Here is a 23,453-nt window from a genome sequence, read left to right on the forward strand (position 1 = left end):
CCGGGCTCGCGGCCGCCACCGTGGTCGTCGCCTCCGGCGAGACCCCGGCCCCCAAGACGCCAGGCCCGGCAGTCGCGGCCAAGCCGCTGACCGCCCGCTCCTTCCTCCTCGCGGCGGCTTCGACGGCGTTGCGAGAGCCGGCCGAGTCCGGCCGCTACTGGTACCTCCGGGAGCGCACGTTCGCGAAGGTGCACAACGTGCCGGGCGACTACGAGGCCAAGCTCAATGCCCTGCTCAAGGCGCAGAAGGACAAGGAGGCGGGGCTCAAGGGCGCCCCGGAGCGGCTGGCCGCCGCGAAGAAGGAGTTCGACCGGAAGGTCGTGGAGCTGAAGACCAACGGGGTCGCCGAGCTGCCGTACACGGCCTTCTCCGCCGACACCCGTGAGACCTGGCGGCCGATGAAGGCCGGCGAGACCGGCCGCAGCGTGAGCAACCAGGACGTCGAGGTCACCTTCGGCTCCCCGCAGGACGAGGCCGACTGGCGGGCGGCCGGCTCCCCCGAGTTGGCCGAGAAGAAGCCCAAGACCTACGACGACGCCACCGAGCGGATCCTGTCGATCGACAACCCGAGCCTGAACCTGCGCAACCTCGATGACCTGCCCACCGGCGAGGACGCGCTGCGCCGCCGCCTGGACGACCTCTGGAAGCGCAGCCCGAACAGCGCGGACATCGGCAAGGCCGGCTACCTCTGGCAGACCGCCGTGGACCTGATGACGGCGCCGCTCAAGCCGGGCACCCGCTCGGCCCTGTTCCGCGTGCTGGCCGACCAGCCCTCCGTGACGCTGGAGGGCAAGGCCTCGGACGCGCTGGGGCGTACCGGGGTCGCCCTCTCGACGGCGACGGCGCGCGAGCTCACGGTGCGGCTGGTCGTGGACGAGCAGTCGGCGGAGCTGCTGCAGTACGAGCTGGCCGAGAAGGGCAAGCTCCTGCTGCGGGTGGCGCTGGAGGACATGGGCTGGTCCGACGAGCTCGGCAGGCGCCCGGCCGGCTGAGGCCCCGGCCGGACACCTGTCGCTGCCCCGCGGGCTCAGCGGCGCCAGATCACCGCGGAGGGGGTGCCGGCGTCGACGGTGACGTCACCGTTCCAGGTGAGGAAGGACGGCTGCGGCAGGTAGTCCTGCCCCAGGAAGAAGCCGCGCTTGATGCCGGTGACGTGCACGACGGCGCCGTTGTCGGTGCCGACCACGACGCGGTTGGCGGTGATCTCCTGGATGTCGTCGGCCGTCGTGCCGGGCGGCAGCTCCACCGTGGTCGCGGCCGGGTCGTCCCGCTGGATGGACCAGGTCGGCTCCACGTGGTTCGACAGGTAGACGGTCGCGCCGCTCTTGAGGCGTACGCCGAGCGAGACGCCGACCCAGGACGAGCCGGTGTTGGCCCGGTCGGTCGTCTTCTTGAGCACCGCGTACAGGTAGTTGCGCTGGTCGCTGACCTCCGGCGTGGCGGGCGTCGTGCCGGAGGCGGCCTCGATCTTGCCCTCCCGGATCATCTCCTTGGACATGATCTGGTAGGTCCAGGAGTTGGTGTCCATCATGTACTCGCGGGCCTCGGCGGCCGGCCGGGTCTGCAGCGCCGACAGGAAGAACCGCATCGGGTCGGTGACCTTGTCGCACATGTTGTTGTTGTTCGTGCAGGTCTCCAGCTGGGCGTGGTCGCCCTCGTACGTGCCCGCGAACTGCAGCGTCTGGTGGTTGGCGGCCTGGTAGGTGTCGCTGCCCGCGACCCGGTTGCCGCGCTCGTCGACCTCCACCGCGTAGACCCACTCGATGTCGGTGGTCCGGCCCCAGCGCGCCATCAGCGCCGGCGTGTTGGTCCCGCCGTCCTCGTTGCTCCACACGACCGAGTACGTGAGCTTCGTCCGGCCCGGCGCCGACCCGGGGCCGACCTCGTGCCAGGCGATGAGCGGGGTGTCGGTCGTCGCGTTCTGGTACGGGGTGCCGAGCTCGGAGAGGTTGCGGCCGTAGACGATCGGGGCGTAGCGCAGCGCCAGGTACTCGGCGCTGCCCGGCGCGTACGTCGTCACCTTCACCCGGTCGAGCAGGACGGACGTGCTCCCCCCGGCGGATCGGTCACCGGCGAAGCGCAGCCGCAGCACGTGCGGCCCCTGCCGCACCGAGCCCAGCGCGAGCTGCCGGGGCAGCCGCTGGTCTCCGGAGACGACGAGGTCGGTGGCGTAGCGGTTGTCGACGTAGACCGACACGACGGCCGACTCGCCGCCCTTCACGGCCCAGTCCGTGCCGGGCGCGGCGGCGTTCAGGTCGACGACCGCCTCGCCGGCCCGCTTCACGAGGAAGGGGACCCGTACGTCGGAGTGGTCGCGGCGAACCTGGATCGGGCGGCCTTGATCGGCCTGCGCCACGGCGGGAGCGGCGAGCGTGGCCGCCGTGGCGAAGGCCGCGGCCGCGGCGGTGAGCAATTGGACGACTCGCATCAGAGTTTCCTCCGTGGGGGATTGCACCGCGAACCCGCGGTCAAAGAGATTGTCAGACCTGTCGGCCAACGCCGAGAGAGCAATCGCTGAAAATCAGGACAACGCCCCAGATCTCCGGCATATCCGGCCCCGAGGCGGACGTCTACGAACGCGAAGGCGGCTCCGGGCAGGGCTGACCGGACGAAAATCCAGCACGAAACTCGTACTCCCGCACAATCCGGCCCACCACCCCGGCCGGGTACGGTGCGCCCATGGACACCCATGACCTCGTGCTGAGCGGCGCCCGGGTCCTCGACCCGGAGACCGGTCTCGACACCGTCGCCCACGTAGGCGTGACCGGCGGCGTGATCTCGGCCGTCTCGACGCGGCCGCTGTCCGGCCGCGAGCACCTCGACGTCTCCGGGCTGGCGATCGCACCCGGCTGGATCGACCTGCACAGTCACTCCCACACCGTCGCCGGGCACCGGCTGCAGGCGCTCGACGGCGTCACCACCGTGCTCGACCTGGAGGCGGGGATCAGCCCCGTGGCGGAGGCGTACGACACGGCCGCGGCGGAAGGGCGCCCGCTCAACTACGGCTTCTCCGCCTCCTGGTGCATGGCCAGGATGGCCGCGGTCGGCGGGTTGCCACACGGCGGAGGGCTGGCCGCCGCGCTCGGCGCCATCGGCAGCCCGGCCTGGCAGGCGGAGGCGAGCCGGGCGCAGCTCCAGGCACTGCTCGGGCTGATCGAGGCCGACCTCGCCGACGGGGCCCTCGGGATCGGCCTGCTGATCGGGTACGCGCCCAGGGTGGACCCCCAGGAGTACGTCGCGGTCGCCGGGCTCGCCGCCAAGGCGGGCACGCCCACCTACACCCACGCCCGCGACCTGGTCGAGCAGACTCCCGACCTGCCGATCGACGGGGCCGAGGAGATCGTCATGGCGGCCGTCGAAACGGGCGCCCACATGCACTACTGCCACATCAACAGCACGTCATTGCGCCGGCTCGACCGGGTGCTGGCGCTGGTGGAGCGGGTGCGGGCCGAGGGCGCGCGGGTGACCACCGAGGCGTACCCCTACGGCGCGGGGATGACCGGCATCGGCGCCTCCTTCCTCGCCCCCGAGGCGCTGCCCGCCTCCGGCATCGGGCCTGAGTCCATCGTCTACGTCCCCACGGGAGAGCGGGTCGCCGACGCCGACATGCTCCGCCGGCTGCGCGCCGCCGACCCGGGCGGGCTCGCGGTCATCCACTTCTTCGACGAGGACGACCCCGCCGACCTGGCCTTCGTCGACCGGGCGCTGCTCAGCCCCGGCACCGTCGTGGGCTCCGACGCCATGCCGCTGACCTGGGTGGGCGGGCCGCCCGAGCCGCTGGCCTGGCCGCTGCCACCGTCCGCCGTCACGCATCCCCGCACCGCGGGGACCTTCTCGCGCGTGCTGCGCCGCCATGTCAGGGAGACGGGCCGCCTCACGCTGCTGGAGGCGGTGGCCCGTTGCAGCCTGCTGCCCGCCCGGGTACTGGAGGACGCCGTGCCCGCCATGCGGCGCAAGGGCAGGATCCAGCCGGGCTGCGACGCCGACCTGGTCGTCTTCGACCCGGAGACGGTCGGGGACCGGGCCACCTACGCCCGCAGCACCACACCCTCGGCCGGTTACGCGCACGTGCTGGTCGGCGGCCGGTTCGTGGTGCGGTCGGGAGAGCTTCTCCTCGACGCGCTGCCCGGCCGTCCCATCAGGCGCTGAGCCGGGTCCGCTTCGTCATGCAGGACGGCAAGGTGCGAATGAATTCCGACTAAACAAATAATGGTCCAACAGTGAACAGGCGATTCCCGGCGCCGTTTTAATAACCGATTGACTCGGGTTATCTTCTCGACCGAAACCCCTATAAGGTTGGCCCCGGCGCGCGGGCGGACGCGGCAGTCCGCGGCGATATATGAGGTCGAGGGGACACTGGTGGGCGACAATACTCTCCGTGAAGAACAGGCGATAAGCCGGGCCACCGACCACCTGGTTCAGGTTTACGCGGGCACTCACTCAACGGAGCACGTCAGAGCCGTTATGGAGGCCGCCCGTAAGCGTTTCGACGGCTTTCCCATCAGGGATTTCGTCCCCATTCTGGTGGAACGCATCGCGCACGGAGAGTTGGCGGCGGAGGCGCGGGCCGACGAGGTCGTGGACATTGAAGTTCCGGAAGCGGCCGACGATGTCCCCGATTCACCGGAAATTCACTCGCCGGAAAACGATCGGCCATCCCCGCAGCCGTCCTCCCTCATTCGCAGTAAGGGATTTCTTTCACTCGTCGCGGCGGTCGTCGTCGTGGCCGCCGCCGTCGTCGTGGTGGTGAACGTCAGCCAGGACGACCCCCCGCCCCCTCCCCCGCTCACGATCGTGCGCGGCGTGATCGGCTCCGAGAAGAAGGCGTTCTTCGAGGATCCGCGCGTGCAGCAGGCCCTCGCCGGCCAGGGCCTGAAGGTCGAGGTCGAGTCGGCGGGCTCGCGCCAGATCGCCACCTCGATCAACCTCGATCGGTACGACTTCGCGTTCCCGTCGAGCGCGCCCGCGGGCGAGTCGATCCAGCGCACGCGTCACGTCAGCACGAAATACACGCCGTTCTCCTCGCCGATGGCGATCGCGACGTTCCAGCCGATCGTGGACGTGCTGACCAAGGCGGGCGTGGTGAAGAAGGGGCCCGTCCCGACCTTCAGCGTCGACCGCTACCTCGGGCTCGTCACGTCGGGCACGAAGTGGGCCCAGCTCTCGCGCAACTCCGCCTATCCCGTCGACAAGAACGTCCTGGTCTCCACGACGGACCCGCGCACGTCGAATTCCGCGGCCATGTACCTGGCGACGGCCAGCTATGTCGCGAACGGCAACGCGGTCGTGCACGGCGCCACCGCAGAGAAGAGCGTGCTGCCCCTGATGACCCAGCTCTTCACCAGCCAGGGCTACACCGACAACACCTCCGAGGGCCCGTTCAACGAATACCTGACGGTGGGGATGGGGCCGACCCCGATGGTCTGGATCTACGAGGCGCAGTACGTGGACGCCGCCGCGCGGGGCCGGCTCAAGCCCGGGATGGTGCTGATGTACCCGTCGCCGACCGTGCTGTCCCAGCACACGCTGGTGCCGCTCACCCCGGCGGGCGACCGGATCGGACGCCTGCTGAGCACCGATCCGGAGCTGCAGGGGCTCGCCGCCGAGCACGGGCTCCGCTCGGGCGACGCCGCCCGGTTCGCCAAGGTCGCCGCCGATCACAACGTGCCCGTCCCGAAGGACCTCATCGACGTGGTCGACATCCCTTCGTACGACACGCTTGAGCACCTGCTCGACGGCGTCGCCAAGTCGTACGGCTAGAGCCCTTCATCCACAGCGGGGCGCGGAACCTTCCAGAGCGTGGGCCGGGCAGAACATAATCCATCCATGCCTGGATGGTGGCCGTGGGCGGTCGCGGTCAGCTGTTCCGTCGTCCTGCTGACGGCGATCATCGTGGCCATCGTGCGGGAAGGGCTGGAGTACGCCGGATGGCTGGCCGCCGTGCTCGCCCTGTTGGTCGTGCCTCCCGCGCTGGCCGGATGGGCGAGAAGACGCAGCGTCCAAAGGCCGAGGTCGGGGCGCGCGCCGCGTGGACACAGGCGCTGGCGAGCGGTCACCAGCCGGCACATGAGCTGGCCGGAGAGCTGCTCGCCGAGTCCGGCTCCGCCGACGCTTGACCGGCCGGAGAGGTGCTCGCCGAGTCCGGCTCCGCCGGCGCTTGACCGGCCGGCGATCCGGCGCGCAGTCAGCGGTCGCGCGGGGCGTCGTCCGCGAGCACGGCCGGCGGCAGGATCCGCCTCGTCCGCAAGTCCAGGGCGGTGAGCCGGGCTCAGGCCTTGACGACCTCCACCCGGTAGCGACCGTCGCCGTCGCGGTGGGCGCCGTGGATCTCGGTAGCCAGGTCGGGGAAGGCCCGGTCGAAGTCCTCCAGAGCCCGCAAATATGTCATCAGCGGACCGTCGGCCGGGCCGGTCGCCTCGCCGGGCATCAGCATGGGGATGCCCGGTGGGGTGACCACCACCGTGGCCGCGGCGACCCGGCCCGGCAGGTCGGCCAGCCGGACGCGTTCGGTGCGGGCCCGGATCATGGCCTGGTAGCAGTCGGCGGGGGTGAGCACCGGCTCGGGCAGGGTGGTGAAGACCTGGTCGAGCAGCTTCCCGAGCTCGGAGTCGCGCAGCTTCTCGTGGACCAGCGTGCAGAACTTCTGCAGCGAGACCGCGGGCGGCCCGAAGCCGGGCAGCATCTCCGCCAGGGGCAGGTCGTCGTCGTAGGCGTTCTTGAAGTCGGTGAGCGCGTCGATCAGGGTGCCCCATTTGCCCTTGGTGATCCCCATGGAGAACAGCACCAGCAGCGTGTGGTCGCCGGTCTTCTCCACCACGATGCCGCGCCGCTGCAGGTAGGCGGCCACGATGCGGGCCGGGATGCCCCAGTCGAGCGTGCCGGTGACGGCGTCGGCCCCCGGGCAGGTGATCGTCACCTTGACCGGGTCGAGCAGGCCGTAGCCCTCGGACATCCCGTCGAACCCGTGCCACGCCGCCCCCGCCTCCAGGGTCCAGCACCGGGGCTCGGCGCACAGCAGCGCCGGGTCGGCCTCGGCGAACGAGACGCTCTGCCCGGTGCGCGGGTCGGTGACCGTACGGGGCTGCCAGACGCCGAAGAACCAGTCGGGCCGCCGGCCGTCCTCGCGGATGCGCGCGGCCAGCCGCACCATCGCCTGCCGGAACCGGACCGCCTCGACGATCGCCTCCCCGGTGAGGAACGGCCCCGACGGGCCGTCCATCATCGCCGCCGCGACGTCCAGCGAGGCGATCATCGGGTAGAGCGGCGAGGTGGAGGCGTGCATGAGGTATGTCTCGTTGAACGCGTCATAGTCGACCGGCGCCCGCTCCGCTGGACGGACGTGCAGCATCGCCGCCTGCGACAGCGCGGCCAGCAGCTTGTGCGTCGACTGCGTGGCGAACACGGTGGGGCGGCCGGGGCCGGGCAGCGTGCGCTCGTCGATCGCCATGCCGTACCGGCCGGCGTAGAGCGGGTTGAACCGGGCGTAGGCGAACCACGCCTCGTCGAAGTGCAGCCGCGGCACGCCGGCGCCCAGCAGCTCGCCGACCCGCACCGCGTCGTAGCAGACCCCGTCGTACGTGGAGTTGGTGATCACCGCGTACGCCGGCGCTCCGGCGGCCAGGGGGTGAGCGGCCACCCGCGCACGGACGGCGTCCGCCTCCAGCGCGGCGGGCGGGATCGGGCCCGCCAGCCCGAGCCCGTTGCGCTCGGGCACGAGGTAGACCGGGCGGGCCCCGCTGATGGCCAGCGCGTGCTGGACCGACTTGTGGCAGTTGCGGTCGACCAGGACGGTGTCGTCGCGGGCGATCGCGTGGTGACCGACGATGCGGTTGGCGGTGGAGTTTCCGTTGACCACGAAGAACGTGCGGTCGGCGCCGAAGATGCGGGCGGCGTTGCGCTCGGCCTCGCCGATCGGGCCGGTGTGGTCGAGCGGCGACCCCAGCTCGGTGACGGAGATGGACAGATCGGTGCGCAGCAGCCGCTCCCCGTAGAAGTCGAAGAACGCCCGCCCCACCGGCGACTTGAGGAACGCCACGCCGCCGGCGTGCGCCGGGGTGTGCCAGGAGTAGCGATGGTGATCCTCGAGGCGCCGCAGCGCGCCGAAGAACGGCGGCAGGATGTTCTCGGCGTACTGCTCGGCCGCGTAGGCGATGCGCCCGGCGATGAAGCGCGGGGTGTCCTCCAGCGGGAAGACGTAGCCCTGGATGACCTCGTACACCCACAGCGGAAGCTCCTGCTCCTGCGTCATCAGGAAGACGGGCAGGCCGCGGAACCGCCTGGAGACCGCGCCCAGCAGCTCCTCGGCGCCCGGCGCCTCCCACGCCACCAGCACCGCCGACAGCGACGCGTCGGACCCGACCACCGCCAGGGCGTCCTCGGCCCGGTGGGTCCAGCGCACCTGGAGCCCGAGCTCGTCCATCGCCGCGCACACGCGGCGGAGCTGCTCGGCGAGTGCCGAGTCGGCGTCGGGACGTTCGGTGACGGCGGCCAGAACCGTTCGCTCCATGCGGCACTCCGTGGTCAGGGGAAGGGGTGGGAAGGTCCTGCTGAGTCCCACGCAATAGTAACTCTTCGGAGTCGTATAGCAACTTCACGTAGCGGTCGCGGCAAGTGACCGTCAGGTACGTGAGAGTAAAGTGCAGCCCGTGACTGGACGATGGCAGATGATGGTCGCCCTGAGCTTGTGCGTGGCACTTTTCTCCGCGAACTGGACCGCGCTGTACGTGGCTCAGCAGGCGATCTCCAGAGACCTCAACCTCACCCCGGCCGCCGGCGTATGGCTGATCTACCTCTATCCCGCCGCCCTGTTAGGGGTGTTGATCCCCGTGAAGGGCCGGCTCAGCGTGCTCCTCCTGGGGCTCGGCGCGTTCGGACTGACCTCGGCGGTGGCCGCGTTCGCCCCGGACGGCGCCGTACTGATCGGCTGCCGGGCCGGGCAGGGGCTGGCCGCCGCGATCGTGCTGCGGGCGGGCTTCGAGCTCACCAGGGAGCACTTCCGCGGCACCGAGTGGGGGCCGGCGCTGGTGATCCCGGTGGCGCTCGCCGTCCCGGCCCTGATCGCAGGGCCCGTGATCGGCGGAGTCATCACCGATTACCTGTCCTTCCGGTGGGTCTTCCTGATCAATGTGCCGCTGACCGTCGTGGCCTTGGTGCTGGTCGCGCTCCTCACGCCCCGCAGGGCCCCGCACCCGCACCCGCACCCGCACCCGCACCCGCACCCGCACCCGCGAGCCTGACCGGCGCCCCCGACCTCGATGAGCGCCTTGCGCGGCCCGCACGCGCACGCGCGCTCCTGACCAGCTTCGATATCGACTTTCCTATCGAAGCGCGGGCGTTGCCAATATTGGACACCGCATGATCGGCTCTGGTCTGCTGGGGCGCATGTCGTTCGAGCAATCCAGTCTGTCCCGCCGTACCCTGCTGGTCGCCTCAGCCGTCCTGCCGCTGGCAGGAGGCGCGGCCGAGGCGTCGGCCGCCACGTCGGCCGGGCGCGCGAAGGACTACTACGACCGCGCGGCCAGGCTGGCCGGCGACGACCCGGTCCTGCGGCAACTCGTCAAGGCGCTCTCCCCCGGCGCCGTGATCCCGGAGGTGAAGGCCCCCAAGCCGCTGCGGATCTTCGACAACGTCGCCGTGGTGAGCACCGGCCTGGTCTCGGCCACGGCGCTCCTCACGTCCGGGGGCGTCATCCTCATCGACGCGCTGGGGTCGCCCGACGACGCCAAGAAGATCATCGTTCCGGAGCTGCGTTCGCTGGGGGTGGACCCCTCGACGATCAAGTACGTGGTGGCCGCCCACGGCCACAGCGACCACTTCGGCGGCGCCCAGTACCTCGCCGACCAGTACGGGGCCCGCGTCATGATGGCCCCGGCCGACTGGAAGCTCGTCGCCGCCGACCGTCCGGCCAACGCCCCCAAGCGAGACCTGGACATCGCCGACGGTCAGCGGCTGACCCTCGGCGACACCACGGTCACCTTCCACCACACGCCCGGGCACACGCCGGGCACCGTCTCGTCGATCTTCCCGGTGCGGTGGAAGGGACAGCGGCACACCGCGATGTTGTGGGGTGGCACCAACCCGCCCACCGCCACCAAGGACAAGCGGACCTACCTCGCCTCCGTGCGCGCCTTCGCCGCCCGGATGCGGCAGGCGGGCGTTGACGTCGAGCTGAACAACCACGGGCTCTGCGACAACGGCCTGGCGCGCATGGAGGAGCTGCGCGGCGGGTCGTCCGGGGCCGCGAACCCGTTCGTCATCGGCGCTCCCCGGGCGCAGCGCTTCATGAAGGTCATGGAGACCATGATGCGCGGCCGGATCGCCTCCGACCGGGAGGCGAGCACCGCCAGCCGCGCGCTAGGGCGGGACAGGTCGTAGCCGTCGCGCCGCCGGAACGCGGTCAGGAACGTCTCGGCCACCACGTCGTCGGCGGCGTCCTCGCCCAGCCGGCGCGTAACGTAGCGGGTGGCGTCCGCGGCGTGCCGGCGGAAGACCTCGGCAAACACCTCGGGGTCGCGCCGGGACCGTTCGATGCACGAGGCGTCATCCACCTCTGCCCGGCTCGTCTCGCTCGCTCGGCCTCACGGCTCTGAATTGACGCGCTCTCCGGCCTGAAGGGCCGGAGATTCTGGCCTGTGCCACGCCGTTCATGCGGCGGCTGCTTGTTCCCACGGCGAGCTTGTCACCGGAAATTCCGCCAATATTGTCCCATAGCCGCATTTCGGTCCTTACCATAATCGCCGCGGCGATCACCGGTGAGAGTCTCCGGTGCCGATGCCGCCGGGAGTTTCACGTGCGAAAGATCGCGGCCACCACGCTCGCCATCATCACCCCCCTCGCCGGAGCGAGCGCCGCTCCGGCAGCCGCCGAGGCCACGCCCGACCGGTCCCAGGTCGTCGTCATCGGCCACCGCGGCGCGGCGGGCCACCGCCCCGAGCACACGCAGGGCGGCTACGAGCTCGCCGTGGCCATGGGCGCCGACTGGATCGAGCCCGACCTGGTGCCGACCAAGGACCACGTGCTGGTCGTCCGGCACGAGAACGAGATCTCCGGCACCACCGACGTGTCGCTCCACCCCGAGTTCGCCACGCGCAAGACCACCAAGGTCGTCGACGGGCGCAACGTGACCGGGTGGTTCACCGAGGACTTCACGCTGGCCGAGCTGAAGACGCTGCGCGCGGTCGAGCGGCTGCCCGCGATCCGCCAGCGCAACACCGTCTACGACGGCTACTACCAGGTGCTCACCTTCCAGGAGGTGCTCGATCTGGCCAAGCGGCTCTCCCACCAGTACGGCAGGCAGGTCGGCGTCTTCCCCGAGACCAAGCACCCGATGTACTTCCGGTCGATCGGGCTGCCGCTGGAGGAGCCGCTGATCGAGACCGTCAAGCGCAACGGCCTCAACCGGCCGGGCGGTCCGGTGGTGGTGCAGTCGTTCGAGCCGTCCAGCCTCAAGCGGGTGGCCAAGGACCTGCGCGTGCCGCTGTGGCAGGCGCTGGGCACCACCGGCCGGCCGTACGACCTGACCGCGGCCGGAGACCCGACGACCTACGCGGACATGATGAAGCCCGAGGGGCTGGCGAAGATCGCGCAGTACGCGCAGTGGATCGGGCCGGACAAGTCCTCGGCGATCCCGCTCAACCCGGACGGCAGCTCGGGCACCCCGACGACGCTGGTCTCCGACGCGCACAAGGCGGGACTGAAGATCGGCGTGTACACCTTCCGCAGCGAGAACCAGTACCTGCCGCTGCAGCTGCGCCGCGGCCAGGTCGCGACCGACCACGGTGACGCGCTGTCGGAGTACCGCGCGCACCTGGACCTGGGCGTGGACGCGTTCGTCACCGACTACCCGGACGCCGCCGTCCTGGCGCGGGGCGAGCGGGGCAAGCCGCACAAGCAGGTGCAGCCCCAGCAGCAGTTCGACAACGGGCTGCCGGAGGAGGGCCAGCAGTAGGCAGTTGACCGGGGCCGCCTCCGCATGGAGGCGGCCCTCAGCCTCTCCGGAGGCGCTTGATCAACGGCCAGGCCAGCAGGACGAGGATGACGGCGTAGATCGTGTAGGAGACGGGCCCGCCGAGCAGGCCCGACAGGTCTCCGCCGGACAGCTGCGGGGAGCGGCGGCCCTGGAGTTCGGCGCGGGGGCCGAGGATGACGCCGACGATCAGCGGCAGCACCGGCAGCCCGAAGCGGCGCATGCCGAAGCCGAGCAGCCCGAGGAGCAGCAGCGGGTTGAGGACGAGCCGGGTGATCGGCACCGCCGGCTCCGGCGAGCAGGCCCTGGAGCGCATCGCCGAGCTCCGCCCCGACCTGGTGCTGCTCGACCTGTACCTGCCCGACGTCTTCGGCCTGGACGTCATCACCCGGATGCGCGCCGCCGGACACGACTGCGACGTCATCGTGATCAGCGCCGCCCGCGAGCTCGACGCCGTACGCGGGGCCGCGCGCCGGGGTGTCAGCAACTACCTGCTCAAGCCGTTCGACGTCGACGACCTGCGCGTCCGGCGTCTCCCGGGTCAGCGCCCGCCGCTATTCCGAGCACCTGGCCGCGATCGGCCAGGTGGAGGTCTCCCTGCGCTACGGCGGCACCGGCCGCCCGGAACGCCGCTACCGGTGGCACCGCCCCGCGTGATTCCCCGGACCGGCGGGCACGCGGGGCGGCCACATCGGCATTAGGGTCTACTACCAGGTCACAGGCCGCGACAACTGGAGCGACACCCTTGCCGACGACACCGACAAGGCCGGATCCCCACTACCGGATGCGCACTGGCTCGGACAACCCCACACTAATCAGGACATCTCATTTGGGTAGAGCTCTCCAATGACCTGGTCGGCCAGCCGGTGAGGACGTAAGTGATCGCAATGCCCCGCATCCGCACCTCGCGAAGGGAAAGCATGACCTCCAGCACCACTCGCGCCACAGGCGAACCGGACCGCCACCACACCGAGGCGGCCCCGGCCCGGCTCGCGCCGAACGACCTCACGTTGTTCCTGGGACAGTGGCTGCGATCCCCGCTGCGGATGGGCGCCGTCGCGCCCAGCTCGCGGCACCTCGCGCGCGCGGTCTCCTGCCCTCTCCCGGAGCGCGGAGAGCCCGTCGTGGTCGAGCTGGGCCCGGGCACGGGGCCGTTCACCGCGGAGATCCAGCGCCGGCTCGACGGTCGCGGCCGCCACCTGGCCATCGAGCTCAACCCGCGCCTGGCCGATCTGCTCCGCCACCGCTATCCGGGAGCCGAGGTGATCCAGGAGGACGCCAAGCATCTGCGGCGGCTCCTGGACGAGCGCGGGATCGAGCGCGCCGACGTCGTGGTGAGCGGCCTGCCCTGGACCCTCTTCCCGGCCGCCGATCAGCAGCAGCTCATGGACGCGACGACCGCGATCCTCGGGCCGTACAGCGCCTTCACCGCCTTCACCTACCTCCACGCCGTCCCGCTGAGCTCCGCGCGCCGCTTCCGCGACCTGCTGGCGGACCGCTTCGAGGAGGTCGTCCCCAGCCGCACCGTCTGGCGCAACTGGCCCCCGGCCTTCGTCCTGCACGCCCGCCGGCCCCGTTCCTGACGGGAAAGCGAGACGCCGCCCATGGCCACGTACCCGGGCCATGGGCGGCGTCAGCAGTGATTTGCTCAGCCGGCCGTCTTGAAGGACGGGCTCACGAACGAGCCGCCCCAGTTGAGCCGGTCGGTCGGCCACAGCCGCCCGGGCTGCCGCTTGGCCATGATCTCGGCCTTGCCGCCCACCTCGCAGCGGTAGCCCTTCGGGGGCACCGTCAGCGAGATCAGGAAGTTGTCGATGGGCACCGTGCTGCACTCGTCCTTGCCGTAGATGCGGTGGCCCCAGCCCTCGTAGGTGAGCAGCGTCGCCTTCGAGCCGAGCTGGCGGCCCACGTTGGCGGACCACATGTACGGAGTGGCGGGGTCGTGCAGCGAGTTCCCGAGCAGGATCGGGGCGTCGCCCGTGTACCGCAGCGCGTGCGGCGGGTTCGTCGGGGTCGAGTTGAGGCAGATCGGCAGATCGTCGTACGGGAACGGGTGGTACCGCACGTCGGGCGCCAGGCTGTTGGAGACCTTCATGAGAGCCGCGTACTCCGCGTAGTTCCGCACCCGGAGGTTGTAGTCCTGGCACAGGATCCGGGTCGGCAGCTCGGCCACGTCGCCCTCGACGGGGCCCCGCCCCGGCAGCGGCGGCACCCACGACGGCTCAGGGCCGCCGCTCAGCCAGTTGATGACCTCGCTCAGCGTGCGCCAGTCGGGCCCCTCGGTGCCGAGCGCGGCGTTGTAGATGACCTGCAGCTCCGTCATCGGCTTGTCCGGGGCGGTCGGGTAGTACAGCTCCCCGCGCCGCGCCTTGGCCAGCAGGTCCCGCCACATCGCGCGGACGTCACGCCCGTGCAGGACGCAGCTCTCGTCGGCCTCGCACCAGCCCACGAACTCGTCGAACGCGTCCTCGACCGCGACCGCCTCGGTGGCGAGGAAGCCCGCGACGCCGAGGCTGTGGTCCATGTTGCTGTCCAGCGCGAGCGCCCGGATGCGGTTCGGGAACATCTCGGCGTACATCTGGCCGATCAGCGTCCCGTACGAGATGCCGTAGTAGGTCAGCTTCTCCTCGCCGAGGGCGGCGCGCAGGGCGTCCATGTCGCGGGCCACGTTGCGCGAGTCGACGTGGTCGTACAGCGGACCGGTGCGCTCCCGGCAATCCTTGTGCAGCTTCTTGGTGAAGGCGTCCCAGGCGTCGAACTGGGCCTGGGAGGAGATGACGGTGTGCGGCATCTGGTTGTACACCGACGCCGAGCAGATCACCGGGTGGCTGCGGCCCACGCCTCTGGGGTCGAAGCCGACGATGTCGAAGCGCCTCTGGAGCTCATCGGTGAACCAGGTGGCGCCGTACACGGACTCCACGCCGGACCCGCCGGGACCGCCCGGGTTGATCACCAGGGAGCCGACCCGGGCCGCGGGGTCCGTGGCCTTGCGCCGGGCGATGGCGAGGTCGATCTTCTCGCCGTTCGGGTTGGACCAGTCGACCGGGACGGCGAGCTTGCCGCACTCGGCGGTGGGCTCCTCCTCGCAGGGCGCCCAGGCGATGCTGCCTGTCGTGGTCTCCCCCGAGGCTCCGTCCCGCGTGGCCGCGCCTGCGGCCGGCGAGACGGGCAAAAGCGCCGCTAACGCCACGAAGGCGGCAGCCAGCACAGAGTACTTTCGTCGCACATTGCTCCAATCGTCGTCGGCTGGCCCCCGCGCGGCACGCGGCCGACTCTGATCATCCCCGTCGACGGCCCCGTAGCCCGGCGGCGCGCGGCGAGCGCGCGCACCATGGGCGGGCCGAGCGCAACATCCAGCCGATCCCTACGTTCGCTCGTACGTCCTACCACGAAACATATGGACGTGTTCGTGACTTATTCAGACACGTCCAAAATCAGCAAGAAGCGACGGCGGGCGTCCCCTGTGGGAACAAGCTGTCGAACACCGCGACCCGGTCGAAGGACATCGCGCGGGCGCGGGCGCGAAGCTCCAGGTCCTGCCGTTCGGCGGCGGGCATGTCGAGGACCACCCGGTCCACGGCCGCGACCAGACCGGCGACGTCCCCGGGCTCGATGACCACGGCGGTGTCGCCGACCGCCTCGAGGGTCCCGCCCGTCGTGGTGGTGACGATCGGCCCGCCGCCGGAGAGCATCTTCTCGGCCAGGGCGATGCCGAACGTCTCCACGAACTCGGGCTCGGGCTTGGTGGGCAGGACGTAGGCCGCGCAGCCGCGCATGAGCAGCGGCTTCTCCTGGTCGTCGACGTCGGTGAAGAGGACCACCCGGTCGTCGCCCTCGGCAGCCGCCCGCACCTGCTCCAGCGCCGGGCCGGTGCCGACCACGGCCAGCTTCACCCGCGACCGGCAGCGCATCCGGCCGAAGGCGGCCAGCAGGTCGTGGATCCCCTTGGCCCGGGTCACGCGGGACAGGAACAGGATGTATCCGTCGCGCTCCAGGCCGCGTCGCGCGAGCGCGGCGTCCACCTGGGCCGGGTCCGGGTCGAGGAAGGCGGCGGAGTCGATCGGCGGGTAGCTGACGGTGACGCGGCGCCGGCACTGTTCGGCGAACGTGGTGCCGCAGTGGGCGTCCACCTGCTCGGCCGAGGCGACGATCTCCTCCCGGGTGTACTCGGAGACCGCGACGACCTCGTCGTTGGCCAGGAAGGTGGTGAACAGCACGGTCGCCGCGCCGAACCGGCCTTCCCGCAGGCACGAGCGGATCACGTTGGTGACGTCGGAGCCGACGGCTTTCGCGATGGTGTGGACGTCCGGCGCGAACCCGGCCGCCCGCGCGGCCGCGACCGCGTCCACGACCACCGCGGTGTGCGGGGCGAGGTACATGGACAGGCAGGTCGTGCGTAACGGCTCGGCGAGCAGCTCGACGAGGCGGCCGGTGAGCCCGGCCTGGTGGCGTCCGTCGGGCACCCGGTAGTCGCCGACCGGCTCCGGCCGCTCCACGGTGATCCCGGCGCTGTACGGCAGCAGCCGGTCCAGCGGCTTGAGCGGCAGCCCGGCCGCCTGCAGCGTCGGGATCGGCCAGGTCAGCAGCCGTACGTCGTCGAACCCGCGGGTCAGCGCCACCTCGGCGAGATTGCGGGCCTCGCCGGAGTGGCCGCAGATGACCGGGTCGGCCCTGACCACGATGACGAGACGGCGACGGGGGTGGGTCATCACGGTTCCTCCGGTGTCGCGGGCGGATCGGACAAGGACGGCGGGCGGATCCCCCGGCCCCACGCCGACGGCTCCGGCCCCAGCCGCAGGTGCAACCGGCCGCCCCGGTGCACGGTGGCGGCGCTCAGGTGTGTCGCGTGCAGGGGCTCGCCGTTGAGGGTCGCCGACTGTACGTATTGTGCGGGCGGGTCGTGCTCGATGCCGTCGACGCCGATCGGCGTCTCGCGGAGCCCGCTGGTCTCGATGACGAACTCGTTGCCGCCCGCCCGGAGCACGGCCCGTTCGAAGGCGGGCGCGTTGACCAGGAACAGGTTCTGCCCGGCGACCGGGAACAGCCCCAGCGACGCCCAGACGTACCACGAGCTCAGGCCGCCGGAGTCGTCGTTACCGGGCAGCCCGCCGGGACCGGTGCCGAACTGCCAGGTCAGCGCCGCCTGCACCACCTGGGCCGTGCGGTCGGGCCGGCCCGCGTAGTGGTAGGCCCACGGCGCCTCCATGTCGGGCTCGTTGTTCAGCCCCTCGAACCGGTTGAGGGCGTAACCGGCCGCCATCTCCGCCGTGCGCGGGCGGCGGCCGGGCTGCGTCACCGGTGCGGCGCCGAAGCCGAAGAACCTGTCCAGCTTGCCGATGAAGGCCGCGTCGCCGCCGGCCAGGGCGATCCTCGCGGCCATGTCGTGCAGCAGCCTGAACGAGTAGTTCCACTTGCCGCCCTCGTAGAACTCCGAGTCGCGCAGCAGCCCCGTGCCGGGGTCGAAGGCGTTGGACCAGTGACGGCTGCGGTCCTCCAGGTCGGCGGCGAGGCGGCGGTCGTTCAGCGCCCGGGCGACCTGTGCCGTGCAGTGGTGGGCGTAGGCGAGGTCGAGGGTGTGGGTGATCGGGTGCACGACTCCGTGCTCGAAGAAGTCCTCGCCGTACATCCGGCGCAGGTCGTCGACCATGTGCACGAGCGCCCAGTTCCAGTCCAGGCCCGCCCAGCCGAGCGCGTGGGCGTCCGCCAGCGCGGTGTGCGCGAGCGCGCTGGCCTGGCGGAAGAACCGGTCGGCGCCGCGGGACATCCGGTAGCCGATCGGGAAGTTGCCCTCTTCCTCGCAGACCCGGATCAGCGACTCCAGCAGGTCCGCGGCCCGGTCGGGGGCGATGGCCGCGAGCAGCGGAAGCTGGGTCTTGTAGATGTCCCACATGGTGCACACGTCGAACGCGAACGGCCCGGGGGTCGGCCAGAACGGGCTCTCGTCGTCGGCGACGCACGGCTTGATCAGCGCGTGGTAGAGCGCCGTCGCGAACACGGTCCGGCGGGCCGGCGTGCCGCCCTCGACCTGGACCCGGTCGAGGTGATCGCCCCAGCGGGCGCGCGTCCCGGCGCGTACCGCGTCGAACGCCGGCTGCCCTTGCCCGCACTCGCGCTCCAGGTTCTCGCGCGCCTGGTCGCACCCGCGCAGCGAGAACCCCAGCCGTACCTCGATGGTCTGCCCCGGCGCGGCCGGGCCCATGTAGAGCATGCCGAAAGGGCGCAGCGTGGTGTGCCGGATGCTGTCGAAGTCGAGGCGCGTGCCACCGTCGATGAGCCGCCGGTCGTACCAGAGCATCTGCCGCCAGCCCGGGCTGTCGACGTCCACGACCACCGACAGCGGGACGCCCTCCATCACGACCGTGCCCTGGGCCCGCCCGTGGCCCATGCTCTCCACCTGGGCCCGCAGCGGCACCGTACGGCCGAGCTCGATGTCCAGGCCGCCGCAGGACAGATCGATCACCACACGGGCGCTGCTGTGCTGCGGGAACGTGTACCGGTGCACGGCGACCTTGGCGCCCACGGTGAGCTCGCAGCGGACCCCGGTGTCCAGGGTGGCCGCGTAGTAGCCCGCCTCCGCCACCTCGTCGTGCAGCGGCCAGGCCTCCCCCAGCGCGTCCAGCGGCTGCACCATCGGCGTGACCCGGACGTAGTTGTAGTACTTGCGGATCGCGCCGGTGCCGGACTGCTGGAAATGGGTGAACCCGGACGCCTGCAGCCGCTCCAGCATCTCCTCGGGCACGCCTTCGGTGTTCTTCGTGTACCTCCCGTACCCCGTCGGGTACGCGCCGGAGTAGGCGCAGGCGGACACCATGCCGAGCGGCGAGGTGGCTCCCGGGTGCGTGTTGCCCACCTGCGGTTTCGGCCACCACCAAGTGGCGGCCAGACCACGTGCCCGGGGCAGGTCGGTCGCCGAGGTGCCGATGAAAGGATCAACGTTGTCGAGGATGGCGGGACTCTATCCGGCGCGATCCCGCCTTGGGTTTCGGCGAGATGAACTTCTTGGCCTGCGGCACGTCAATGAAGATTTGATCCGGCCCGGCACCGCCGAAACGTCACTGGCCCACCTTCTCCAGGAAGTCCCTGGTGGAGGTGGTGTAGGCGGAGCAGAGCAGACTGCCCAGCCGCGTCGCCCCGCCGTCGCCGAAGCGCCGGGTCGCGACGCCCATGGCGTTCACGCTGCGCTCCACCGCCACGCTCGAGACCGCGACCACCGTGTCACCGCGCCGGTCGACCCAGCGGAACGCCTCCCGCAGCAGCGCGCGGGCGAGCGGCCCGAAGCCCACCGTGGCCTTGTGGGACCAGGCGCCCGCGGTGGCCAGCCGGCTGAGCTCCCAGACGGCCGGATCGCACGGTGCCCGGCCACCGCGTAACGCCTCGGAGAAGACGTCGCGGAGCATGTAGGGACCGACGGTCGGGAGCAGCCGGCAGCACCCCGTGACCTCCTGGCGGTCCTCCGCATGACCGATCACGTAGACCGGATCGCAGTCGTCGTAGGAATCGCGCTCCCTGCCGTGGAAGCTGTCGACGTCCCAGTGCAGGCGTTCGTAGAACACCGTGTGGCGCAGGCGGAACATGCCGTCGACCAGCCACGCCGGCAGTTCCCTCGCAGCACCGACCACGATCCGTTGCGCACATCTCTCCCCCGGCGAACCGCCCACGAGCGCCTCCGCGAATGATCAGGATCCCCTTTTGTGTGTTGTTCGCGGGAGCGGGGTCTCTGGATTCAGCGTACGGAGCAGATCGCGTCCTCGATCACCCGCGTCACGGCGTCCGGGTGCGAGATGAGCGTGAGGTGGGAGCCGCCGGGGAACTCGGTGACCTTCGAGCCCGCCCGCTTGGCCATCGCCCGCTGCGAGGCCGGCACGATGATCCGGTCGCCGGTGGCGATGAAGTACCAGGACGGGATCGTCCGCCACGCCGCGGCCTTCGACGGCGTCGTGAACGCGACCGTCGAGGCGGCCCGCTGGGAGGCCCACAGCCGGTCGGCCGTCTCGCGGGGCAGGTCGAAGGCGAAGGAGCGGAGGAACACCTCCCGCTTCAGGTACAGGTCGGCCGCGCCGCCGCTCGATCCGGGGTAGGCCGCGCGATCGTAAAGGGTGGCCGGGTCTCCGCCGAGCGCCGAGCCGGTGCCGCTGAGCTGCCCCGTGGTCTCGCCGACGTCCGGCGCCGCGGCGCTGACGTACACCAGCGCCTTGACGCGCGGGTCGCCGGCGGCGGCATTCGTGATCACCGAGCCGCCGTAGGAGTGCCCGACGAGCACGACCGGCCCGGAGAGGGTCCGCAGGAAGTCCCGTACGGTCTGCGCGTCACCGGTCAGTCCGCGCAGCGGATTGGCCACGGCCCGCACGGCGTGACCCGCCCGCTGCAGCGCCTGCACCTCCCCGCTCCAGCTGGAGGTGTCGGCCCACGCCCCGTGCACCAGCACGACCGTCGGCCTGCTCGCGCCCGGCGACGGACACGACCTGTGCCCCGCTGCCGCCGCGCCGGGAGCCGGCACGACGGACACGGCCGACAGGAGAAGGACGCACGAAACCTGGCATCTCATCATGTCGTACCCCTCTCCGGCCGGACCTCGAAAAGGGCCCTATTCATTCACGCTGACATCCGCACCACCCGAACAAGGTCATGAAAGCGACAAACAGCGCCTAAATCATCCGAGCCGGCTACTGCTTCGTCATGGAGAACCTGCCGCACCGACGCGGCGGCCGACGTGGTGGTCCGCGCATATCTCGCCGCCGTCGAGGCGCGTGACGCCGGTCTACGTTTGATATCGAGGTTCACCGGTGCAACGAAGAGCCTCCGGACGACGACCCACATTTTCCCTACTCTTTTCTCGTGGGGAGGCGGGTCACCTCGAAGATCTCCGTGGGGTAGCCCTGGGAGCCGAGGATGGTCATCTCACTGCGGAGGATCGCGCCCAGGTCGATGGGCTCGGGCTTCGTGTGCACAGCCACCGTGACCAGTTTGGCGCCCCACTTCGCCGACGACAGCGCCGTGTTGACGACGGCGGCCACGCCCGCGGCGTCGATGTAGATGTCCGTGCCGGGGCGGGGCCGGCCCGGGGAGTCGGTGCCCTGGCCGTGCAGTTCCGTCAGGCGCGCGGCCACGTCCTCCCGTGCGGAGTCGATGACGGCGTCCGCCCCCACGGCCAGGGCGGTCTCCAGGCGCTGCGGGATGACGTCGGCGACGGTCACGTGCTCGACCCCGCACAGCTTCAGCCAGATCGCGGCACCCAGGCCGGTGGGGCCGGCGCCGAACACCAGGACCTTGTCCGTCGGTCCGGCCCCGGAGCGGTTGACGCAGTGGCGGGCGACCGCCATGGGTTCGTTGAGCGCGGCGACGGCGAACGGCACCGTGTCGGCGACGGCGTTCTCGATGAGCAGGTATTCGCTCATGCCGCCGAGCGCGCCGCCGCAGCCGATGATGCCTGAGGGAGCGGCCTGCGGGTTGACGACGACGCGATTGCCGGCCCACACGACCCGGCCTCGACGACCTGACCGTCAGGGGCCCGCGTTACAGTGCCTGGTGCTCACGCCGGCCGGGATCTCAAGGCGATCGCGTGAACGCCTGCTCAGAGAGCGAGCGCGCGGACGACCTCCTCGTCCACGCCGATCCCCAGACCAGGGCCGGTGGGCACCTGGGCGACACCGTCGGTGACCGTGATGACCGGATCCGTGGCGTAGGGGCTGGTGATGAACTGCCGGCCGTTGAGGTCCACCGGCGTGTCCACGCCGAACGCCGCGAACAGGTGGAGCGAGGCCGCCAGCCCGATGTCGGACTCGGTGAGGCCGGAGCCCATGATCGCCAGGCCGCAGTCCTCCGCGAGCTGGCACTGCCGCAGCGCCAGCGTCAGCCCGCCGCAGCGCTGCACCTTGGCGACGGCGACGTCGATGGCGTCGAGCCGGACGAACGTCGCCAGGTCGCTCGGATGGCGCAGGCTCTCGTCCACGGCCACCGGGATGGGGCTGGCGTCACGCAGGCGGCGCAGGCCGGCGACGTCGTTGGAGGGCAGCGGCTGCTCGAAGACGGCCACGTCCAGGTCGGTCAGGCGACGGGCCACCCGGAGCGCGACGGCGGCGGTGTAGCCCTGGTTGGCGTCCACCCAGAGCACGGCGTCGGGGGCAGCGGCGCGCACGGCCTCCACGATGGCCACGTCCTCGTCCTCGGTGTGCAGGCCGACCTTGACCTTGACGTGGCGGTAGCCGAGCGCGCGGCTCTCGGCCACCGAGTCCGCGGCCACGGCGGCCGACTCGGTGGCCACGATCCAGGCCAGCTCGATGGTGTCGCGCCTGCGCCGGCCCCACAGCTCCCCGAGGGACAGGCCGAGGCTGCGGGCGTAGGCGTCGTGGCAGGCCACGTCGACCGCCGCGCGCGCCAGCGGCATGCCGATCGAGAAGCCCTTGCTGATCGTACGGTCGAAGGCGCGGCAGAGCCCGTCCAGGTCCCACAGCGGGCGGCCGACGGCCGCCGGGGCCAGGTAGTTCTCGATGGTGGAGACGATGGACTCGGTGGTCTCGTACGTCCAGGAGGGGATCGGGGTGGCCTCGCCCCACCCGATGGCCCCGTCGTCGGCGGTGACCTTCACCAGGACCCTGACGGCCGGGCGGCCGCCCTGGACGACGGACCCGCCCGCCACGGCGAAGTCGCGCAGCGAGGGCAGGCCCACGGTGAAGGTCTCGACGTGTGCTATCCGGTTCACGTGATTCAGTACCATTCGGACTTGTCGACCAGATTGATCAGTTCGCGCCCGGCCACGAAGCGCCGGGCGTTCTCCAGCAGTACGGCGAAGCGCCGCTCCTCACCGTGCGGCCCCACGCCTCCCACGTGCGGGGTGATGAGCACGTCCGGACGCCGCCAGAGCGGGTGATCGGCGGGCAGCGGTTCGGTCTCGAAGACGTCCAGGGCCGCGCCGGCCAGGCGCCCTTCGGCCAGGGCGGCCGTCAGGTCGTCGAGCCGCACGATGGGCCCGCGGCCGATGTTGACGACGTACGCCCCGGGCTTGGCCAGCGCCAGCCGCCGCGCGTCCAGCAGGCCCTCCGTGGCCGGGGTGTGCGGAACGGTCAGGATGACCAGGTCCGCCTCGGGAAGCTGCCGGTCGAGCGCGTCGGCCGGCAGCACCTCGGCGAAGCCCGGCACGGGGCCGCCGCGCCGGGCGTCCACGCCCACCACCCTGGTGCCGAACGCCGCCAGCAACCTGCCGACCTCGGCCCCGACCGCACCCACCCCCACCACCAGGGCGGTGGCCTCGCCCATGGACAGCACGGCGCCGGGGTCCCAGTCGGGCGACCAGCGCGCGCGGGCCTGTTCGCGGGCGTACCTGGGCAGGCCCCTGGCCAGCGCGAGCACGAGCGCGAGCGCGTGCGCGGCCACGTGGTCGGTGTACGTGTCACGCATGTTGGTGACCTGCACGGGGTGCGCGACCAGGGCCGGATGGTAGAAGCCCGGAGGCGGCCCGGCCTGCGGGGCCTGCAGCCAGCGCAGCCGTCCG

At 71.3% G+C, this 23,453-nt stretch carries 20 protein-coding genes and 1 pseudogene; 10 read left to right on the forward strand and 11 right to left on the reverse strand.

The window, feature by feature from the left end:
- A partial coding sequence (locus tag ACWDX9_RS39590; RefSeq protein WP_449963686.1) for a hypothetical protein occupies positions 1–992 on the forward strand: 992 nt, incomplete at its 5' end.
- A 35-nt stretch (positions 993–1,027) separates the two neighbouring features.
- Here the strand turns inward: ACWDX9_RS39590 and ACWDX9_RS39595 are convergent.
- A complete protein-coding gene (locus ACWDX9_RS39595; RefSeq protein WP_449963689.1) occupies positions 1,028–2,428 on the reverse strand; it encodes a hypothetical protein in 1,401 nt (466 codons plus the stop codon).
- Between the two features lie 251 nt (positions 2,429–2,679).
- Between ACWDX9_RS39595 and ACWDX9_RS39600 the strand changes: the two genes are divergently transcribed.
- The 4 genes and pseudogenes from ACWDX9_RS39600 (at position 2,680) to ACWDX9_RS39615 (ending at position 6,116) form a co-directional block, all read left to right on the forward strand.
- Positions 2,680–4,149 carry an amidohydrolase family protein gene (locus ACWDX9_RS39600; protein WP_449963691.1) on the forward strand — a complete coding sequence of 490 codons (1,470 nt, stop codon included), beginning with the start codon at positions 2,680–2,682 and terminating at the stop codon, positions 4,147–4,149.
- Between the two features lie 210 nt (positions 4,150–4,359).
- A pseudogene (locus ACWDX9_RS39605) lies at positions 4,360–4,539 on the forward strand (three-helix bundle dimerization domain-containing protein); the annotation flags it as partial.
- A 183-nt stretch (positions 4,540–4,722) separates the two neighbouring features.
- The gene (locus ACWDX9_RS39610) at positions 4,723–5,760 is read left to right on the forward strand and encodes a hypothetical protein (RefSeq protein WP_449963725.1); all 1,038 of its coding nucleotides are present in this window, start codon (positions 4,723–4,725) and stop codon (positions 5,758–5,760) included.
- A gap of 218 nt (positions 5,761–5,978) precedes the next feature.
- Positions 5,979–6,116: a hypothetical protein gene (locus ACWDX9_RS39615; RefSeq protein WP_449963694.1), complete on the forward strand. Its 138-nt coding sequence runs from the start codon at positions 5,979–5,981 to the stop codon at positions 6,114–6,116.
- A 152-nt stretch (positions 6,117–6,268) separates the two neighbouring features.
- On the opposite strand, the gene ACWDX9_RS39620 is transcribed toward ACWDX9_RS39615, so the two are convergent.
- Entirely contained in the window at positions 6,269–8,506 is a 2,238-nt protein-coding gene (locus ACWDX9_RS39620) for an Orn/Lys/Arg family decarboxylase (protein WP_449963697.1), read from the reverse strand.
- Between the two features lie 139 nt (positions 8,507–8,645).
- Between ACWDX9_RS39620 and ACWDX9_RS39625 the strand changes: the two genes are divergently transcribed.
- The 3 genes from ACWDX9_RS39625 to ACWDX9_RS39635 all read left to right on the forward strand — a co-directional run bounded on the left by ACWDX9_RS39625 (position 8,646) and on the right by ACWDX9_RS39635 (position 11,947).
- Positions 8,646–9,236, forward strand: coding sequence for an MFS transporter (locus ACWDX9_RS39625; RefSeq protein WP_449963698.1), 591 nt, complete (start codon positions 8,646–8,648; stop codon positions 9,234–9,236).
- 118 nt (positions 9,237–9,354) lie between these two features.
- Positions 9,355–10,374 carry an MBL fold metallo-hydrolase gene (locus ACWDX9_RS39630; RefSeq protein ID WP_449963701.1) on the forward strand — a complete coding sequence of 340 codons (1,020 nt, stop codon included), beginning with the start codon at positions 9,355–9,357 and terminating at the stop codon, positions 10,372–10,374.
- A gap of 415 nt (positions 10,375–10,789) precedes the next feature.
- On the forward strand, positions 10,790–11,947 hold the full coding sequence (locus ACWDX9_RS39635; protein ID WP_449963703.1) for a glycerophosphodiester phosphodiesterase: 1,158 nt from the start codon (positions 10,790–10,792) through the stop codon (positions 11,945–11,947).
- Positions 11,948–11,984: 37 nt separating this feature from the next.
- On the opposite strand, the gene ACWDX9_RS39640 is transcribed toward ACWDX9_RS39635, so the two are convergent.
- A complete protein-coding gene (locus tag ACWDX9_RS39640) occupies positions 11,985–12,248 on the reverse strand; it encodes a hypothetical protein (RefSeq protein WP_449963705.1) in 264 nt (87 codons plus the stop codon).
- Here ACWDX9_RS39640 and ACWDX9_RS39645 point away from each other — a divergent pair.
- Entirely contained in the window at positions 12,238–12,666 is a 429-nt protein-coding gene (locus ACWDX9_RS39645) for a response regulator (RefSeq protein ID WP_449963708.1), read from the forward strand. The genes ACWDX9_RS39640 and ACWDX9_RS39645 overlap by 11 nt on opposite strands.
- 219 nt (positions 12,667–12,885) lie before the next feature.
- Positions 12,886–13,548 (forward strand): class I SAM-dependent methyltransferase, encoded by a 663-nt coding sequence (locus tag ACWDX9_RS39650; RefSeq protein WP_350731785.1) that lies wholly within the window; start codon positions 12,886–12,888, stop codon positions 13,546–13,548.
- A 65-nt stretch (positions 13,549–13,613) separates the two neighbouring features.
- Here the strand turns inward: ACWDX9_RS39650 and ACWDX9_RS39655 are convergent, their stop codons facing one another.
- From ACWDX9_RS39655 to ACWDX9_RS39690, 8 genes are all read right to left on the reverse strand, one after another.
- On the reverse strand, positions 13,614–15,173 hold the full coding sequence (locus ACWDX9_RS39655; RefSeq protein ID WP_449963711.1) for an alpha/beta fold hydrolase: 1,560 nt from the start codon (positions 15,171–15,173) through the stop codon (positions 13,614–13,616).
- 226 nt (positions 15,174–15,399) lie between these two features.
- Positions 15,400–16,674 carry a glycosyltransferase gene (locus ACWDX9_RS39660; protein ID WP_350731789.1) on the reverse strand — a complete coding sequence of 425 codons (1,275 nt, stop codon included), beginning with the start codon at positions 16,672–16,674 and terminating at the stop codon, positions 15,400–15,402.
- Positions 16,674–18,911 carry a glycoside hydrolase domain-containing protein gene (locus ACWDX9_RS39665; protein ID WP_449963728.1) on the reverse strand — a complete coding sequence of 746 codons (2,238 nt, stop codon included), beginning with the start codon at positions 18,909–18,911 and terminating at the stop codon, positions 16,674–16,676. The genes ACWDX9_RS39660 and ACWDX9_RS39665 overlap by 1 nt, the downstream gene beginning before the upstream one ends.
- Before the next feature lie 106 nt (positions 18,912–19,017).
- Positions 19,018–19,584, reverse strand: coding sequence for an acyl-homoserine-lactone synthase (locus ACWDX9_RS39670; protein WP_449963714.1), 567 nt, complete (start codon positions 19,582–19,584; stop codon positions 19,018–19,020).
- Positions 19,585–19,688: 104 nt separating this feature from the next.
- A complete protein-coding gene (locus ACWDX9_RS39675; protein WP_449963716.1) occupies positions 19,689–20,471 on the reverse strand; it encodes an alpha/beta fold hydrolase in 783 nt (260 codons plus the stop codon).
- 316 nt (positions 20,472–20,787) lie between these two features.
- Positions 20,788–21,441: a zinc-binding dehydrogenase gene (locus ACWDX9_RS39680; RefSeq protein ID WP_449963719.1), complete on the reverse strand. Its 654-nt coding sequence runs from the start codon at positions 21,439–21,441 to the stop codon at positions 20,788–20,790.
- Positions 21,442–21,536: 95 nt separating this feature from the next.
- Positions 21,537–22,664, reverse strand: coding sequence for a mandelate racemase/muconate lactonizing enzyme family protein (locus ACWDX9_RS39685; RefSeq protein WP_449963721.1), 1,128 nt, complete (start codon positions 22,662–22,664; stop codon positions 21,537–21,539).
- A 5-nt stretch (positions 22,665–22,669) separates the two neighbouring features.
- On the reverse strand, positions 22,670–23,453 hold a 784-nt coding region (locus ACWDX9_RS39690; protein ID WP_449963723.1), incomplete at its 5' end, for a D-2-hydroxyacid dehydrogenase.

The sequence above is a fragment of the Nonomuraea sp. NPDC003201 genome, from assembly GCF_053590415.1.

Bases quoted from the DNA above. Each gene is read 5' to 3' on its own strand.
- ACWDX9_RS39650 (WP_350731785.1), top strand. From the start codon at position 12,886: ATGACCTCCAGCACCACTCGCGCCACAGGCGAACCGGACCGCCACCAC.
- ACWDX9_RS39620 (WP_449963697.1), bottom strand. From the start codon at position 8,506: ATGGAGCGAACGGTTCTGGCCGCCGTCACCGAACGTCCCGACGCCGAC.
- ACWDX9_RS39630 (WP_449963701.1), top strand. From the start codon at position 9,355: ATGATCGGCTCTGGTCTGCTGGGGCGCATGTCGTTCGAGCAATCCAGT.
- ACWDX9_RS39595 (WP_449963689.1), bottom strand. From the start codon at position 2,428: ATGCGAGTCGTCCAATTGCTCACCGCCGCGGCCGCGGCCTTCGCCACG.
- ACWDX9_RS39615 (WP_449963694.1), top strand. From the start codon at position 5,979: ATGGGCGAGAAGACGCAGCGTCCAAAGGCCGAGGTCGGGGCGCGCGCC.
- ACWDX9_RS39600 (WP_449963691.1), top strand. From the start codon at position 2,680: ATGGACACCCATGACCTCGTGCTGAGCGGCGCCCGGGTCCTCGACCCG.
- ACWDX9_RS39660 (WP_350731789.1), bottom strand. From the start codon at position 16,674: ATGACCCACCCCCGTCGCCGTCTCGTCATCGTGGTCAGGGCCGACCCG.